The 15,056-nt window shown below is 53.8% G+C and carries 15 protein-coding genes; 10 read left to right on the top strand and 5 right to left on the bottom strand.

Features of this window, described 5'->3' with window-relative positions; translation table 11 throughout:
- The first annotated feature begins 11 nt into the window (after positions 1-11).
- The 6 genes from iorA to K365_RS0119385 all read left to right on the top strand — a co-directional run bounded on the left by iorA (position 12) and on the right by K365_RS0119385 (position 5,350).
- Positions 12-1,865 (top strand): indolepyruvate ferredoxin oxidoreductase subunit alpha, encoded by a 1,854-nt coding sequence (gene iorA / locus K365_RS0119410; protein WP_006965483.1) that lies wholly within the window; start codon positions 12-14, stop codon positions 1,863-1,865.
- A gap of 25 nt (positions 1,866-1,890) precedes the next feature.
- Positions 1,891-2,484 (top strand): indolepyruvate oxidoreductase subunit beta, encoded by a 594-nt coding sequence (locus tag K365_RS0119405; RefSeq protein ID WP_006965484.1) that lies wholly within the window; start codon positions 1,891-1,893, stop codon positions 2,482-2,484.
- On the top strand, positions 2,477-2,917 hold the full coding sequence (aroQ, locus tag K365_RS0119400) for a type II 3-dehydroquinate dehydratase (protein WP_024335915.1): 441 nt from the start codon (positions 2,477-2,479) through the stop codon (positions 2,915-2,917). The genes K365_RS0119405 and aroQ overlap by 8 nt, the downstream gene beginning before the upstream one ends.
- A gap of 4 nt (positions 2,918-2,921) precedes the next feature.
- Entirely contained in the window at positions 2,922-3,668 is a 747-nt protein-coding gene (mqnB, locus tag K365_RS0119395) for a futalosine hydrolase (protein WP_024335914.1), read from the top strand.
- Complete coding sequence (locus K365_RS0119390) at positions 3,665-4,480, top strand: TatD family hydrolase (RefSeq protein ID WP_029725570.1); 816 nt, start codon at positions 3,665-3,667, stop codon at positions 4,478-4,480. Before mqnB ends, K365_RS0119390 begins: the two co-directional genes overlap by 4 nt.
- Positions 4,481-4,594: 114 nt before the next feature.
- On the top strand, positions 4,595-5,350 hold the full coding sequence (locus K365_RS0119385) for a tRNA threonylcarbamoyladenosine dehydratase (RefSeq protein ID WP_029725569.1): 756 nt from the start codon (positions 4,595-4,597) through the stop codon (positions 5,348-5,350).
- Here the strand turns inward: K365_RS0119385 and K365_RS0119380 are convergent.
- Positions 5,340-7,067 carry a long-chain-fatty-acid--CoA ligase gene (locus K365_RS0119380; protein ID WP_084489913.1) on the bottom strand — a complete coding sequence of 576 codons (1,728 nt, stop codon included), beginning with the start codon at positions 7,065-7,067 and terminating at the stop codon, positions 5,340-5,342. The two genes, K365_RS0119385 and K365_RS0119380, sit on opposite strands and share 11 nt — an antisense overlap.
- A 239-nt stretch (positions 7,068-7,306) precedes the next feature.
- Between K365_RS0119380 and K365_RS0119375 the strand changes: the two genes are divergently transcribed.
- Positions 7,307-7,915, top strand: a complete 609-nt coding sequence (locus tag K365_RS0119375; RefSeq protein ID WP_024335910.1) for a TIGR04211 family SH3 domain-containing protein — start codon at positions 7,307-7,309, stop codon at positions 7,913-7,915.
- A complete protein-coding gene (nadB, locus tag K365_RS0119370) occupies positions 7,912-9,534 on the top strand; it encodes an L-aspartate oxidase (protein WP_024335909.1) in 1,623 nt (540 codons plus the stop codon). The genes K365_RS0119375 and nadB overlap by 4 nt, the downstream gene beginning before the upstream one ends.
- Before the next feature lie 7 nt (positions 9,535-9,541).
- Here the strand turns inward: nadB and K365_RS0119365 are convergent, their stop codons facing one another.
- A complete protein-coding gene (locus K365_RS0119365; RefSeq protein WP_024335908.1) occupies positions 9,542-10,210 on the bottom strand; it encodes a small multi-drug export protein in 669 nt (222 codons plus the stop codon).
- A gap of 28 nt (positions 10,211-10,238) precedes the next feature.
- Positions 10,239-10,940, bottom strand: coding sequence for a bifunctional demethylmenaquinone methyltransferase/2-methoxy-6-polyprenyl-1,4-benzoquinol methylase UbiE (gene ubiE / locus K365_RS0119360; RefSeq protein WP_024335907.1), 702 nt, complete (start codon positions 10,938-10,940; stop codon positions 10,239-10,241).
- A 126-nt stretch (positions 10,941-11,066) separates the two neighbouring features.
- Here ubiE and dnaJ point away from each other — a divergent pair, with 126 nt between their 5' ends.
- Both dnaJ and queD read left to right on the top strand, forming a co-directional pair.
- The gene (gene dnaJ, locus K365_RS0119355) at positions 11,067-12,170 is read left to right on the top strand and encodes a molecular chaperone DnaJ (RefSeq protein ID WP_006965494.1); all 1,104 of its coding nucleotides are present in this window, start codon (positions 11,067-11,069) and stop codon (positions 12,168-12,170) included.
- Between the two features lie 15 nt (positions 12,171-12,185).
- On the top strand, positions 12,186-12,569 hold the full coding sequence (gene queD, locus K365_RS0119350; protein ID WP_006965495.1) for a 6-carboxytetrahydropterin synthase QueD: 384 nt from the start codon (positions 12,186-12,188) through the stop codon (positions 12,567-12,569).
- Positions 12,570-12,580: 11 nt separating this feature from the next.
- Here the strand turns inward: queD and K365_RS0119345 are convergent, their stop codons facing one another.
- Together K365_RS0119345 and K365_RS0119340 are read right to left on the bottom strand one after the other, a co-directional pair.
- Positions 12,581-13,957: an NAD(P)/FAD-dependent oxidoreductase gene (locus tag K365_RS0119345; protein ID WP_024335906.1), complete on the bottom strand. Its 1,377-nt coding sequence runs from the start codon at positions 13,955-13,957 to the stop codon at positions 12,581-12,583.
- Complete coding sequence (locus K365_RS0119340) at positions 13,947-15,056, bottom strand: hemolysin family protein (protein ID WP_006965497.1); 1,110 nt, start codon at positions 15,054-15,056, stop codon at positions 13,947-13,949. The genes K365_RS0119345 and K365_RS0119340 overlap by 11 nt, the downstream gene beginning before the upstream one ends.

The raw sequence follows: 15,056 nt of genomic DNA, 5'->3' as shown, positions 1-15,056 counted from the left end.
AAGGAGGACTCATGCACAAATTGTTACAGGACCTCCCGGGAGAGAAGATCATGCTCCTGGGAAACGAAGCCATTGCAAGGGGAGCTGTGGAAGCCGGGGTGGCCTTTGCCACGACCTATCCGGGCACCCCTTCGTCTGAAATCTCTTTGAACCTGTTCCAGATGTCCCAGGAATCAGATCTTTACTTCGAGTACAGCACCAATGAAAAGGTGGCACTGGAAGTGGCGGCGGCAGCGGCCAATTCAGGACTTCGCACGTTCTGTATGATGAAGCATGTCGGGCTCAATGTGGCGGCGGACCCGCTCATGACCCTGGCCTATGTGGGCGTGACCGCCGGCATGGTGATTCTCACCGCGGATGATCCGGCCATGTTCTCCAGCCAGAACGAACAGGATAACCGCTATTACGCCAAATTCGGGAACCTGCCCATGATGGAGCCGTCTTCTGTGGCTGAAGCCAAGGATATGATCAAAGACGCGTTCGAGCTGTCCGAATCTTTGAAACAGCCGGTGCTTTTGCGCACCACCACCCGGATCAACCATTCCAACGCGTTTGTCACGTTTGGGGAAATCAAGCCCAGAAACACGAAGGGCCGGTTTGAAAAAGATCCCCATCGCTGCGTCACCGTGCCGGCCGTGTCCCGGGGCCTGCATGTCAAGGTGCTGGAAAAAATGAAGAACGCGGCCCGATTGTCAGACACCTCATCCTATAATTTTGTTCAGGGACAAGGGCCTTTAGGGGTCATCACCAACGGCGTGAGTTTTTATTATGCCGCAGATGCGGTCAAAGACCTGGGGCTGACGGACCGGGCAAAAATTCTGCGCCTGGGGTTTTCCAATCCGTTGCCCCGAAAAATGATTGCCGATTTTCTGAAAGGGTGTGAAAAAGTGCTGGTGGTGGAAGAGGGCGAGCCGTTCATGGAAGAGGCGGTCAAAGCCATTGCCCAGGAACAGGGCATCACCATTTCCATCAAAGGCAAGTCCGATGACCTGTTTTCCCGGTTGTTTGAGTATGATCCCGCCATGGTCCGGGAAAAAATGGCGGCATTTTTCAATGTGCCGTATACGCCGAAACCGTCTGTGGACACATCAGATATCCCGGAAATCCCCATGCGGCCCCCCAACTTATGTTCCGGATGTTCCCACCGGGCCACATTTTACGAGGTCAAACAGGCGGCCAAAGACATGGATGTGATCTGTCCCAATGACATCGGGTGCTATACCCTGGGATTTCTGCCGCCCTTGAGCATGGGTGATTTTGTCATCTGCATGGGATCTTCCGTGAGTTCTTCCTGCGGGTTCAGCAAGGCCACGGATCAGAAAGTGGTGTCGTTTATCGGAGATTCCACGTTTTTTCATTCCGGGATCACCGGCCTGGTCAATGCCGTGTTCAACAACCACAATTTTACGCTGGTCATTCTGGAAAATGATATCACGGCCATGACCGGACATCAGCCTCATCCGGGCGTGGACATGGATCGGTTCGGCCTGTCCGGATACGGCCGGGTCAATATCGAGAAACTGGTCCGTGCCGTCGGGGTGGAACATGTCTCCATCATCAAACCGTTCAAGGTGCAGAAAAGCATTGATGTGATCAAGGAAGCCCTGGCCTTTAAAGGGGTGTCCGTGATTATCTCCCAGGAACCCTGCGCCCTGTATGCCAAAAGCCTGAAGCTGAAAAAAATCAGGCCGTTTATGGTGTCTGACAAATGCGTGGATCACCGGGACTGCATCACCACCATTGCCTGTCCGTCCTTTTACCTGGACAAGGACAATCGCGTGGCCATTGATGCCAACACCTGTGTGGGCTGTGCCGTCTGTGCCCAGATCTGTCCGGAGAACGCCATCCGGCCCCTGAAGCAATAACTTGAAAATACAAGGATGTGAATATATGGAAACAACCAGACTTATCATTGTAGCCGTCGGCGGGCAGGGCAATCTTCTGGCATCCAAGGTGCTGGGTGAGGCCGCATTGCTTGCCGGAGTGCCCGTGCGCATGAGTGAAATTCACGGCATGGCCCAGCGGGGAGGCGTGGTGGAATCCGCCATGGTTTTCGGAGACGCGGAAAGCTCCATTATTTCGGACGGGGAAGCTGATATTCTTTTGGGATTTGAACCGGCCGAGACCCTGCGGGCCATCAAACGGTGCAATAAAACGACCCAGGTGATTACCAATACCGCGCCCGTGCCGCCCTTTACCGTGGCGGTCGGGCTGGGCACGTATCCGGACGTGGAGGAGATCAAACAACTGATCCAGGCCAAAACCGCCGGACTGGTGGCCATTGATGCCATGTCTCTGGCCCGGGAGGCGGGTAGTCCCATGAGTGTCAATATCGTGCTGTTAGGGGCCCTGGTTCAGACCGGGGCTTTGGGATTTGACCGGGATGTGGTGGAGGAAGCCATCAGGCGCCGGGTCAAACCCGCATTCCTGGATGTGAACCTCAAGGCGTTTGACCTGGGGTTCAAGGCGGCAGCCGGTGTCTGATATCTTTGTTTTAAACGGTCCCAATCTGAATATGCTGGGAAAACGGGAGCCGGAAATTTACGGCTCCCTTACCCTGGATCAGATCCACGGGGAACTGACAAAAAAAGCACAACCCCTGGGCCTGTCTTTGCATTTTTTTCAGTCCAATCACGAAGGGGCCCTGGTGGATGAAATTCACCGGATTTACGAAATGTCATCCGCCGGGGTGATCATCAACCCCGGCGGGCTCACCCATACCAGCGTGGTATTAAGAGATGCCCTGGCCATGCTGACCTGCCCCGTGGTGGAAGTGCATCTGTCCAATATCTACAAGCGGGAATCTTTTCGTCACACCTCGCTGCTGTCGGACATGGTAACGGGTCAGATCACCGGGTTCGGACATTTTGGGTATCACATGGCTCTGATGGCCCTTCATCATCATCTGTCAAAGTGATGCCATGGCCGCGCCGGTGCTGATTCTGTGTGCCACCCGGCTGGAAATGGCCGCATTTCTGGCGCGTCACCCGGCCGAATCCATGGGGGATACTCCCGGGAACCCGGATGTGATGGTCAGCCCGGATCGATCCTGGCATCTGGTCATATCCGGTCCCGGGGTGTTTAACGCCGTATGGGCACTGACGGCCTGTCTGGAACGGTTCCGGCCTCAGTTCATTCTTCACACCGGGATTGCCGGGGTGTTTGTCGGCACGGGTCTGGATATCGGGGATGCGGCCGTGGCAGTGAAAGACACGTATGTGCACGCCGGGGTGGATCTCTCCCGGCCCGGGACACATGCGGCATGTTCGCGCCTGTCTCCGCTGCCGTTTGACCTGATTGCCGGTCAGGGCCTTACCCGGCAGGGAATTTACACACTGGACCTGAAACTGGCCCATGCCTGCAAAGACCAATTGACCCGGTCCCTGAACTGCCGGGTGGGCCAGGGCCCGTTTATCACGGTATCGGCAGTTACCGGGTCCCCGGAAAAGGCGAACGCCCTGTCCCATGCGTACCGCGCGGTGATGGAATCCATGGAAGGCGCGGCAGCCGCCCATGTGGCAGGGTTGTATCAGGTGCCCATGGCAGAGATTCGGGCCGCTTCCAACCGGGTGGGAGACAGGGACAAAACCCGGTGGGACATCCGGACAGCCGCGGGCACGGTGGCGGATATCTGTGAAACCATTATCAGAAAAAGACCTGGATCATGACATCGGAACCCATCCTGCAATACGCGGATGCCCATTGCCATCTGCATGATCACCGGATTGTGAAAGATGTCCCCGGCATTGTTCAAAGGGCTGCAGATGCCGGGGTGACCCATATGGTGTCCTGTGCCACCATGGAAGAAAATTTTGAGGCCACGGCAACGCTGGCCCGCCAGTACCCGGCCATTGTTCCCTGTTACGGCATCCACCCCTGGTTTCTGGATGCTTTGACACCTAAATGGCAGCAGGTGCTGGGGGACCGGGTGGTCGCCAAATCCTGCGGCATCGGAGAAACGGGGCTGGATTTCATGGACAAACACGCGGACCGGGACGGGCAACTGGCCGTATTCACCTGGCACCTGACCCTGGCTCAGGATCTGGAACGGCCCATCAACATTCACATCCGAAAGGCCTGGGACCCGTTTATCCGGTTGCTGAAAAAAACAGGCCCTTTGAAAACTCCGGGTTTGGTGCACTCTTTTTCCGGATCCGCAGAGATGGTGAAATTATTGATCCGGTATAACCTGTATATCTCTTTTTCCGGGTCCGTGACCCGGCCCGGGGCCAAAAAAGTGGTGAACGCCCTGAAGGCCGTGCCCGGGGACCGGATCCTGCTGGAAACCGATGCCCCGGATATCTATCCCAGTGTGCCGGACCCGGATCCCCATGGTCTTAATGAACCCAAAAACCTGCCGGCCATCGCCCGGATCGCGGCGGCCCGGGCCGGTGTGCCGGTCGTTGATTTTGTCGGTCAGGCCTATGCCAATGCGCGGGCCGTGTTTGGCCCGATCATCCCGGCAGCGGGGGTGATTTGATTTTTTATGAAACCACGAAGATCACGAAGATCACGAAGAGACCCTTTCTTCGTGCGCTTCGTGATCTTCGTGGTACAATAATCTTACCGCCAGAAATAGGATTGATTGGTGCGTATGCCGGATATGAATCAGTTTGACAGGACCGCCCGTCTGATGGGCACACAGGCCGTGACAAAACTGGGACATGCCAGAGTAGCGGTGTTCGGGTTGGGCGCGGTGGGGTCTTTTGCGGTTGAAGCATTGGCCAGAGCCGGGGTGGGGTATCTGCGCCTGGTGGATTTTGACCGGGTGGACATGTCCAATATCAACCGGCAGCTGTATGCGCTTCATTCCACTTTGGGCGAAAAAAAGGCAGAGATCGCCAGAGTCCGGGTTCATGACATTTATCCGGCCTGTGATGTGGACATCTGTGATACCTTTGTGAATGAAGACAGCCTGGATACACTGTTGTCTCCGGATCTGGACGTGGTGGTGGATGCCATAGACGGGCTGAATTCCAAGGTCAATCTGCTGGTGGCGGCCCGGCAGATGGATCTTTGTGTGGTCTCTTCCATGGGGGCCGGCGGTCGTAAAGATGTGTCCCAAATCAGAACCGGCGATATCAGCGACACACAGGTGTGCCCCCTGGCCCGGGTGGTACGCCGCCGGCTGCATCGCCGGGGCGTGTTCACGGGAATCCGGTGCGTGTACTCGTTGGAACCCCCGGTTTTGTCACCGGATGCAAAGATTTTGCCCGAACAAGAAGCACAAGATCCGGGAAACAGTGCCGGTCACGGCCGGCAACGGCCGCCCATGGGCACGATTCCCTGGATCCCGGGCATATTCGGTCTGACCCTGGCGGCGGAAGCCGTTCAGATCATTACCGGTTGATCTCCTCGTCCCGCAATACCCGGCGCAGCACCTTGCCCACATTGGACAGCGGGATGTCCTCTTTGAACTCGATAAATCTTGGCCGCTTGTATCCGGCCATGTTTTCCTTGCAAAAGGCATCGATTTCTTCTTTTGTGGCGGTCTCCCCCTGTTTGAATTTGATGAACGCCTTGACTTTTTCGCCACTTTTTTCGTCCGGCACCCCCACCACGGCGGCCAGTTCCACCTTGGGATGGGTGTAGAGAACATCTTCCACTTCCCGGGGATACACATTGAAACCGCCCACAATGATCATGTCTTTTTTGCGGTCTGTGATAATGATATATCCGTTTTTGTCGATGAATCCGATATCGCCGGTGAGAAAATAGCGGTTCCCGTCAATGGTCACAAACACCTCTTCATTGGCATCGGGTCTGTTCCAGTATCCTTTCATCACCTGAGGGCCGCAGATGGCCAGTTCCCCGTTTTCTCCCGTCGGCACTTCTTGGGTGCCGTCTTCCAGGTCCAGGATTTTGACATCCGTGCCCGGCAGGGGAAACCCGATGGAACCGATTTTCCGGGTTTCCTTGAAAGAGGGGTTGATACAGGCGGCAGGGGCGGTTTCCGTCAGGCCGTATGCTTCAAAAATAATGGACCCGGTTTTTTCTTCAAACTGCCGGCATACTTCCGGCGGCAGCGGGGCCCCGCCGGACAGGCACCCCATGATGGAGGAGATATCATATTTTTCCAGATGCGGATAGTTGGTGAACGCCACAAAAATGGTGGGCACGGCCGTGATAAAAGTGGGTTTGTATTTCTGTACGGCTTCCATCACCCCGGTGAAGGGCGGATTCCCGGCCCGGGGATCCGGAATGCAGATGAGCCGGCTGCCGGACAAAGCGGAAAACAACAGTGCACTGGTGATGCCGAAACTGTGGTACCAGGGCAGCACCCCTAAGTAAGTGTGGTATCCGCCGTGGCGCATTTTTTCCGCTTTTTTGCCGGGTTCATGCACCAGCCGGAAGTATTCTTCGCAGGCTTCCAGGTTGTAGGTGAAATTGGTGTGGGTGAGTTCCGCACCCTTGGGAACGCCTGTGGTGCCGCCGGTGTACAGCATGATGGCCGTGTCTTCTTCGGGAGATACCGTGATGTCCGGCGGGTTTGGAGACGATGCTGCCACAATGTCGTCAAACATGTGATGGCCGGGGTCGATTTTGTCCGCCTTGGGGATTTTACCCAGCAGGCCGCCGATAAACGCCTTGAGCCGGGGCAGGTAGGATTTGACGTTGCACACGATCACAGTTTGCACCTGAGTGTCTTTAATGGCTTCCTGGGTGTTGGCGTAAAATTCGGGATGGTCCATACAGAACACCATTTTGGATCCTGAATCGTTCAGCTGGTAATGGAGTTCTTTGGGCGTATAGATGGGGTTACAGTTGACGGCCACGGCACCGGCTTTCAAAATCCCGAAAAGCACTTCCGGAAAATGAGGAATGTTGGGAAGAAAAATCGCAATCTTGTCTCCTTGTTTTATGCCGTTGGCGGCAAGGAAATTGGCGATTCTGTCGGCCGTATCCTTAACCTGGGCATAGGTTCTGGATGCGCCGTTGAAAATCGTATACACGTTGCCGGGATACTTTTGTGCCGTCCGGTCCAGGACCTGGGTCAGCGGATAATGGTAATTGGTCACATCATGGGCCACGCCTTCCGGCCAGTAAGGGGTCTGCCATTTCTCCATCATGGGTCTCCTTTGTTCGGGTACACGGGTTTGCGAAATCCTGCTGCCATATTTTATTTTGAAACGAAAAATTTTTGCCATTATAGTCATATCTTTTCAAATTTGAAATCTTTTTCGTATAGCAAAAAGAAAAACATGGATTGTGATGGATAACGTGATTTCGGGTTGATAAACCGGAACTGCAATGGTAATGAAATAACCATGTCAATAAAACAATAAAAGGAGTATGCAAAATCTAAATGATCAAATGGATGAAAATATTCGTTATCCTGTGCGTATGGGGGTGGGTGTCCGGGGTCGGGGCTCAGGAAATGTATGTGAGCGGGATTACCAAAATCACCATGCGCACCGGGCCGGGAGTCGAACATAAAATTTTGGCCATGCTGGAATCCGGTTCCCGGCTGGAAGTGATGGAGTATCAATCGGACTGGTCTCTGGTTCAGACAGAAAACCAAAAACAGGGATGGGTATTGACCCGTTTTCTGACAGAAGACAAGCCGTTGACGTTTCAGGTTGAAACGCTGAAAAAAGAAAATAAAGACCTGGCAGACGCACTTGAAAAACTTGACACACAGAATCAGACCCTGGCTGAAAAAAATGACGCGTTGGCGGATATCGAAAAAAAATACCGGGATTTGAAGCAGGCATCTGCTGATTTTATGGAACTCAATGAAAAATACCAGGCCCTGGTTCAATTGTCAAAAGAGCAGGCACAGCAGATTTCAATGCTAAAGGAAAATTTGAACAATGAAGCCATGCTGTGGTTTCTGAGCGGGGCCGGCGTGTTTATTGTGGGATTGATCCTCGGGCTGAGTACCCGGAAGAAAAAGAGACATTCATTATTATGATCCGAAAAACCGATTTTCTGGTGATCGGCAGTGGCATCGCCGGATTGAGTTATGCATTAAAGGCCGCTGAACACGGGCGTGTTACCATTATTACCAAGAAAAATATTCAGCAGAGCAACACGGCCCTGGCCCAGGGCGGGGTGGCAGCCGTGTTCGGAAAGCAGGATTCTTTTGATCTGCACGTGGCGGATACCCTCAAAGCCGGGGATGGACTGTGTAACCGGGAAGTAGTGAAAATGGTGGTGGAAAACGGGCCGGACCGGATCCGGGAGCTGGTGGATCTGGGTGCCCGGTTCAGCATGGCGGGCACGGGTAAATTCGATTTTTCCATGGGCCGGGAAGGCGGGCATTCCGTCAAACGCATCATCCATGCCCATGACCTGACCGGCAGGGAAATTGAAGACGCTTTGGTGGCAAAGGCCAGAGAACATGACAATATCACCATTCTGGAAGATCATGTGGCCGTCAATCTGATCACGGTTTCCTCGTCCGTTCGAAGCGGTGTTCTGGTGACCCACTATGAAAACAGCTGCTGCGGGGCTTATGTACTGGACAATGCCACCGGCCGGGTGGAAACCTTTCATGCGGCCGTGACCCTTCTGGCCACGGGAGGGGCGTGCAAGATTTATCTGTATACCTCCAATCCGGATATCGCCACGGGAGACGGTATTGCCATGGCCTACCGGGCCGGGGCGTCCGTAGCCAACCTGGAGTTTGTCCAGTTCCATCCCACCTGCCTGTATCATCCGGAAGCCAAGAATTTTCTGATTTCCGAAGCCGTGCGGGGTGAAGGGGCCGTGTTGATCGATGCCAAAGGCCGGCGGTTCATGGAAGACTATACCCCGGAAAAGGAACTGGCCTGCCGGGACGTGGTGGCCAGGGCCATTGACAGTGAACTCAAAAAAACCGGGGCTGAATCGGTATTTCTGGATATTTCCCATAAAGATCCTGATTTTGTCCGTCAGCGGTTTCCCCATATTCACGCTCGGTGCCTGGAATACGGCATCGATATCACCACAGCGCCCATCCCCGTGGTGCCGGCGGCCCATTACATGTGCGGGGGGGTGGCTACGGATCTGAACGGAAAGACCGATGTCCAGGGGCTGTATGCCGTGGGGGAAACCGCGTGCACCGGGCTTCACGGCGCCAACCGCCTGGCATCCAATTCACTGCTGGAAGCCCTGGTTTATGCCCACAATGCGTATCTGGATTCCGTTAAAAATCTGTCGGCCATCAGAAAAAAAAATATGGATGTCACCCTGGCACCCTGGGATGAAACCAACACCACGGACAGTGATGAGGCTATTGTGGTGTCCCATAACTGGGATGAGATCCGGCGGCTCATGTGGAATTATGTGGGGATCGTCCGGTCGGACAAGCGGTTGCAGCGGGCGGCCCGGCGTGTCAAAACCATTCACGATGAAATTGACGAATATTACTGGGATTTTAAACTGACGTCCGATCTGGTGGAGTTGAGAAACCTTGCCACCGTGGCAAAACTGGTGATTAAATCCGCACTCTCAAGAAAAGAAAGCCGCGGACTTCATTACAATATCGGATACCCCAAAAAAGACGACACCCGGTGTTTAGTTCCCACGATTCTGAAAAAACGGTTCTGAAATCCCATCAGGGGTCCAGCGGTTTTTTCCGGCGCAACGATTCAACGAGCCGGCGGATTTTTCCGAAATAGGGGATGAGTACCAGGATGAGGATGATGACAAAAAAAGACTGAATCATCTGAAACCGCTCATCTAAGAATTCGAAAAATTCAAACCACAGGACCAGGGCCGTCAGGGTGCCCAGAAATGTGGCGGAAAAATTTCGTATCCAGCCCAGCCCGATCATACTGCCGATGATGGCACCCACCACGGGTCCGGTGACAGGCAAAGGAATCATGACAAACAAAAAAATACCGAACCATCCGAACCGTTCAATTTTGTGCTTTTTTTTCAGGGCCGTTTCCGCCACCCGTTCCATGGCCCGGATTACCCATTCCACCCGCAGGTAGTTGGTCGTTGTCAACGCAAAAACGGCATAGGTGAAAAGCACCACCATCACTTCCAGATAAAAGTTGTAGAAAATGGTGGGAAACGCGGTGAGCCCCTGCAGGATGCACAAGCCGATGCCAACGGATCGGCCGCCGAACGTATTGGCAAAAAAAGTGAGAATCAGGGTTTTTGCCAATGCCGCATCCGTGACAACATAAAAACCGATGGTACCCACGAGCACCATGGCCATACAGATACTGATGATCAGCAGTTTGCCCTGGGTGGTCTTAAAAATCTGGTTTTTCATGCTGGTTTTTTTTCAGTTCAAGGCTGGATTATTGACGGGTACCGACAAACAAGGTGACAATGCCAAAGGACATGGGTTTAAACCGCACGCGGCTGAATCCGGTTTCCGACATCATCCCGGCAAAGGCATCCGGCGCGGGAAATTTCAAAACAGATTCAGGCAGATAATAATAGGCATTGTTATCTTTTGAAAAAAAAGCCCCGATCAGCGGCAGCACTTTTTTGAAATAACTTAAATAAATGGGTTTTAAAAAAGGGTTTTGGGGGGTGGTCAGTTCCAGAACCGCCAGTTTTCCGCCGGGTTTGAGCACCTTGTAAAATTCAGACAATGCCCGGGGCCGGTCCATGATATTCCGGATGCCGAAAGCGATGAACACAGCATCAAACATTTCCGGAAGGAACGGCAGGGCCAGCGCGTCCCCGTTCACCAGACAGATGCTTTGGTTGGATTGGGCAGCGCATTTTTTTTTGCCGGCATCCAGCATGGCATAGGAAAAATCCAGGCCCGTGATCCGGGTGCGGCCTGTAAGATGGCGGCTCAAGGCCAGGGCCACATCACAGGTGCCGCAGGCCACATCCAGAATCCGGCTTTCCGGCCCCGGCGCCGCGGCCCGCACCATCTGGTTCCGCCACATGACATCCTGGCGGAGACTGAGCAGGCGGTTCAGGAAATCATATCTATGGGCGATTTTGTCAAACATTCCCTTGACAAAATCAAGTTCTTTGTTCATCGTTGACAACCTGAATTTCAGGATTAGTTTATATTATTTATCACAGACAGCTGGGAAACGTACCATAACGGGGCAAAGATTACAAACAAAACCATGCGGAAACGAACTGGAACAATTGGGTAAGTTATGACTGAAAAACGCGACTACTATGAAATCCTGGGTGTGACTCGGGATGCAGATAAAGTGACCCTGAAGAAAGCATACCGGAAGCTGGCCATTAAATTCCATCCGGACAAAAATCCCAACAACCGGGAAGCGGAAGACAAATTCAAGGAAGCGTCCGAAGCCTATGAAGTTTTGAGCAATGAAAACAAACGCCACATTTATGACCAGTTCGGGCACCAGGGACTGGAAGGGGCCGGCCATTCCGGACCCGGTGGATTTGAGGATATTTTTTCCAGCTTCGGTGACATATTTGAAGACTTTTTCGGATTCGGTGGTGGCCGGGGGGGCCGGAGCAACCGGGTGCAGCGGGGATCTGACCTGCGCTATAACATGACCATTGATTTCATGGAAGCAGCGTTCGGTACTGAAAAAACCGTGTCCATACCCAAACTGACCCAGTGTGACGAATGTGACGGCACGGGAAGCCGGCCCGGGACTGACGTGGAAACCTGCGCCCATTGCCACGGTACGGGCCAGTTTATCCAGAGCCAGGGATTTTTCAAGGTCAAGACCACCTGTCCTTATTGCAAGGGCCGGGGCAGTATCATTTCCGATCCCTGTCCCAAATGTGTGGGGGCCGGCCGTGTGGAAACCGTGCGCAAGGTGCAGGTCAAAATTCCGGCCGGCGTGGATGTGGGGTCCAAACTGCGCCTGACGGGTGAGGGAGAAGCGTCTCCCAGCCCGGGCGGTCCGTCCGGAGACCTGTATGTGGTCATCAATGTGAAACCCCACAAATTTTTCCAGCGGGACGGCAACGACATTGTCTGTGCCATTGACATCTCCTTTGCCCAGGCAGCGCTTGGGGCCGATATCACCGTGCCCACCCTGGTGGGGGAGGAAACCCTCACCATTCCCAAAGGCACCCAGTTCGGAGACAGCTTCCGGCTTTCCGGACAGGGGATCGCTTCATTGCGCACGGGCCGGCGGGGAGACCAGATTGTCAAGGTGCTCATCAAAACCCCCACCAAACTCACTGCCAAGCAAAAGGAATTATTAAAGCAGTTTGACAAACTGGATGGCAACAAAATTTCCAATAAATTGAAAAATCTGTTTAAAAATTTATAGCAACAGGCAGGTCCCATGTTTGAACTGAAAGTTAAAACCCGGTTTGCCGGTGCCCATCGATTGACCATGGTGGGCCAGAAATGTGAAAACCTTCACGGCCATAACTGGCAGGTGGAAGTGTGTGTCAAAGGCCCAAAACTGAACGATGCCGGGGTGCTGGCGGATTTCGGGGACATCAAAAAAGCGGTACGTCAGGTGGTGGACGGAGACCTGGATCACAAATATCTCAATGAACTGTCTGTGTTTGAGGGCATGCAGCCCACCTCGGAGCGGATTGCCGTTTACATTGCCCGGCAGGTCCAGGCCCTGCTGGATGAGAATCTGCCGGAAAAATTACAGGTGTCCCGGGTCATGGCATGGGAATCAGAAGATGCCTGCGCCATCTACTATCCGGACTAATTTTTTTTTGATTATTGCCGGGCAATAATGTGTTTGGCCGGAATCAGGCCCGTGGCGGCGGCAGACACGATATTACCGGCCACACCGGGCCCGTCGCCGGCCACATACAACCCGTTGATCTTTGTTTCCAAATGGCTGCTGGTTTCCACCTGGGTGGCAAAAAACTTGATTTCCGGGGCGTACAGCAGGGTTTCATCGTTGGAAACCCCCGGCACCACCTGGTTGAGGATTTCCAGGCCCTCGATGATGTTTGACAGGATTCTTTCCGGCAGGGCCATGGCAATATCCCCACATACCACATTTGTCATGGTGGGTTCGATATAGCCTTTGCGGATGCGGTGCCAGGTGGAGCGGCGCCCCCGTTTCAGGTCCCCGAACCGCTGTAAAATGGGTTTGCCCCCGCCGATGATGGTGGCCAGCCGGCCGATGGACTCGCCATAGGACTGGTTGTCGGTCACGGGTTCCGTCAATATCACTTTGGACAGAAACGCAAAATTGGTGTTTTCCGATTTTTTCCCTGAATAGGCATGCCCGTTGACACACACAAAATCCCGGTAGTTTTCCAAAGAGATGAATCCCCCCTGGTTGGTGCAAAACGTCCTTGTCTGATCGTCATAAGTATGGGTCTGGATAAAAAAAGTGGGATCATAGATGATGTTACACAGATCGTCCATGATATCATTGTGCACCTCCACCCGGACCCCCACTTCGATGCCCCGCTGGCTCAGGTTAATACCGTGTTTCTGTGCCACCGTTGCCATCCAGTTGGCCCCCACCCGTCCCGGGGCCAGAATTACGTGCGGCGCTTTGTAGGTGGCCTTGTCCGTGACCACGCCGGTCACCTGCCCGTCCTGTTCCAGAATATCGGTGACGGTCTCATTGACTTTGACGGCCAGCCCTTTTGCCCGGATATGATCAGCCATGGCAGCGATATACCCGGGCAGATTGTCAGACCCTAGGTGTTTCTGCCGAATGAGCATCAGGTCGATACCGAACCGCCGGGCATCTTTTCGGATCTGCCGGGCTGCGTCCATGTCCGTGGGATAGACGGGCCCGTCCATGTTGAACCGGGTGAACACGGCTTCGGTTTCATCGATCAGGGCCTGGGCCTCTGACAAGGGCATGAACTGGGTCAGATCGGTTTTTCCCAGCCGGGGAATGAAATTGAGCTTGCCGTCGGAATACAGCCCGGCCCCGCCGATGCCTGACAAAATATTGCACGGGTCGCATCCGACGCATTTCTGTAAATGATGGTTGGGGCATTTGCGTTTGAGGGGCTCTTTGCCTTTTTCTATGAGCAGCACCTTGAGCCGGGCATGTTCCATCAGATACCCGGCGGCAAACAACCCTGCCGGTCCGCCGCCCACAATAATCACGTCATATGTCATTTCCGGGTGTCTCCGTTGTTTCCGGCTCCAGGCCCATGGCTTTGGCCCGGGCCATCCACTGTTTCCGGGCCAAAGCCCGCATATCGATCACATTGTCACTTTCATCCACGATTTCCATTCCCATGAGGGTTTCAATCAGGTCTTCCAGTGTCACCAGCCCGTCTGTGCCCCCATGTTCACTGACAATCAGAGCAATGTGCTGACGTTCGGTCAGAAACCGTTCAAACAGCACGGTCAAAGGGATGGAGCTGGGCACGGCCATGATTTCCCGTTTCAGGGCCTTGAGTGTTTCATTTCCCCTTTTCTGGGCCATGAAAATCAATATATCATCTTTGAGAACAAACCCCGTGGCATCGTCTAAGTGTGATTTGTACAAGGGCAGGCGTGAAAACGGAGTTTTCATGATGTATTTCAAAGATGCATCAATGGTCATGTCTTCGGGCAACGCAGATACCACGGTGCGCGGTGTCATGATATCCGTGGCTTTCAGACTTTCAAACCGCAGCAGATTCTGAATGATTCTGGATTCTTTGGTGTGGATCTGACCCGTGCGTTCACCCACGGATGCCATGGCAATGAATTCATCCCTGGAAAAAATATGCATGGTTTTCCCCCGGGAAATGAATTTGGTCAGTTTTTCAGACAGCCAGACAATGGGGTACAGGATGGTAATCAGCGTGTTGATGAAAATTGCGGTGGGGCCGGTCAGGCGCGACCAGTAGACCGCACCGATGGTTTTGGGAAGGATTTCCGACAGAAACAGGATCATCAGAGTCATGGCGGCGGAAAACACCCCGAACCAGGCGCTGCCGAACACGGCCGTGGCTTTGGCTCCCGCACCGATGGCCCCGACGGTATGGGCAATGGTATTCAATGTCAGAATGGCAGCCAGAGACCGGTCCACATTGTCCTGTTTAAGTCGCTGCAAAAGCGCGGCTTTCCGGGGATGGTTTTTTTTCAACCCTTCGATATACGAGGGAGTGACACTCAAAAGAACGGCTTCCGCCACGGAACACAGAAATGAAAAAAACAGGGCCAGCCCCACATACAGGATCAATCCCAGGATATCAGTATCCATCCGGCCGAAAATAGGGTTCAT

This window comes from Desulfotignum balticum DSM 7044 (genome assembly GCF_000421285.1).
GTDB classification, from domain to species: domain Bacteria; phylum Desulfobacterota; class Desulfobacteria; order Desulfobacterales; family Desulfobacteraceae; genus Desulfotignum; species Desulfotignum balticum.
This window is presented reverse-complemented; position numbering and strand designations above follow the sequence as displayed.

What these genes read in the sequence shown, in the direction of transcription:
- K365_RS0119385 (WP_029725569.1), top strand. Translation starts at nt 4,595, where the DNA reads ATGCCGGATATGAATCAGTTTGACAGGACCGCCCGTCTGATGGGCACA.
- ubiE (WP_024335907.1), bottom strand. Translation starts at nt 10,940, where the DNA reads ATGAACAAAGAACTTGATTTTGTCAAGGGAATGTTTGACAAAATCGCC.
- mqnB (WP_024335914.1), top strand. Translation starts at nt 2,922, where the DNA reads ATGGCCGCGCCGGTGCTGATTCTGTGTGCCACCCGGCTGGAAATGGCC.
- queD (WP_006965495.1), top strand. Translation starts at nt 12,186, where the DNA reads ATGTTTGAACTGAAAGTTAAAACCCGGTTTGCCGGTGCCCATCGATTG.
- iorA (WP_006965483.1), top strand. Translation starts at nt 12, where the DNA reads ATGCACAAATTGTTACAGGACCTCCCGGGAGAGAAGATCATGCTCCTG.
- K365_RS0119390 (WP_029725570.1), top strand. Translation starts at nt 3,665, where the DNA reads ATGACATCGGAACCCATCCTGCAATACGCGGATGCCCATTGCCATCTG.
- K365_RS0119380 (WP_084489913.1), bottom strand. Translation starts at nt 7,067, where the DNA reads ATGGAGAAATGGCAGACCCCTTACTGGCCGGAAGGCGTGGCCCATGAT.
- K365_RS0119365 (WP_024335908.1), bottom strand. Translation starts at nt 10,210, where the DNA reads ATGAAAAACCAGATTTTTAAGACCACCCAGGGCAAACTGCTGATCATC.
- dnaJ (WP_006965494.1), top strand. Translation starts at nt 11,067, where the DNA reads ATGACTGAAAAACGCGACTACTATGAAATCCTGGGTGTGACTCGGGAT.
- K365_RS0119345 (WP_024335906.1), bottom strand. Translation starts at nt 13,957, where the DNA reads ATGACATATGACGTGATTATTGTGGGCGGCGGACCGGCAGGGTTGTTT.
- K365_RS0119340 (WP_006965497.1), bottom strand. Translation starts at nt 15,056, where the DNA reads ATGAACCCTATTTTCGGCCGGATGGATACTGATATCCTGGGATTGATC.
- nadB (WP_024335909.1), top strand. Translation starts at nt 7,912, where the DNA reads ATGATCCGAAAAACCGATTTTCTGGTGATCGGCAGTGGCATCGCCGGA.
- K365_RS0119405 (WP_006965484.1), top strand. Translation starts at nt 1,891, where the DNA reads ATGGAAACAACCAGACTTATCATTGTAGCCGTCGGCGGGCAGGGCAAT.
- K365_RS0119375 (WP_024335910.1), top strand. Translation starts at nt 7,307, where the DNA reads ATGATCAAATGGATGAAAATATTCGTTATCCTGTGCGTATGGGGGTGG.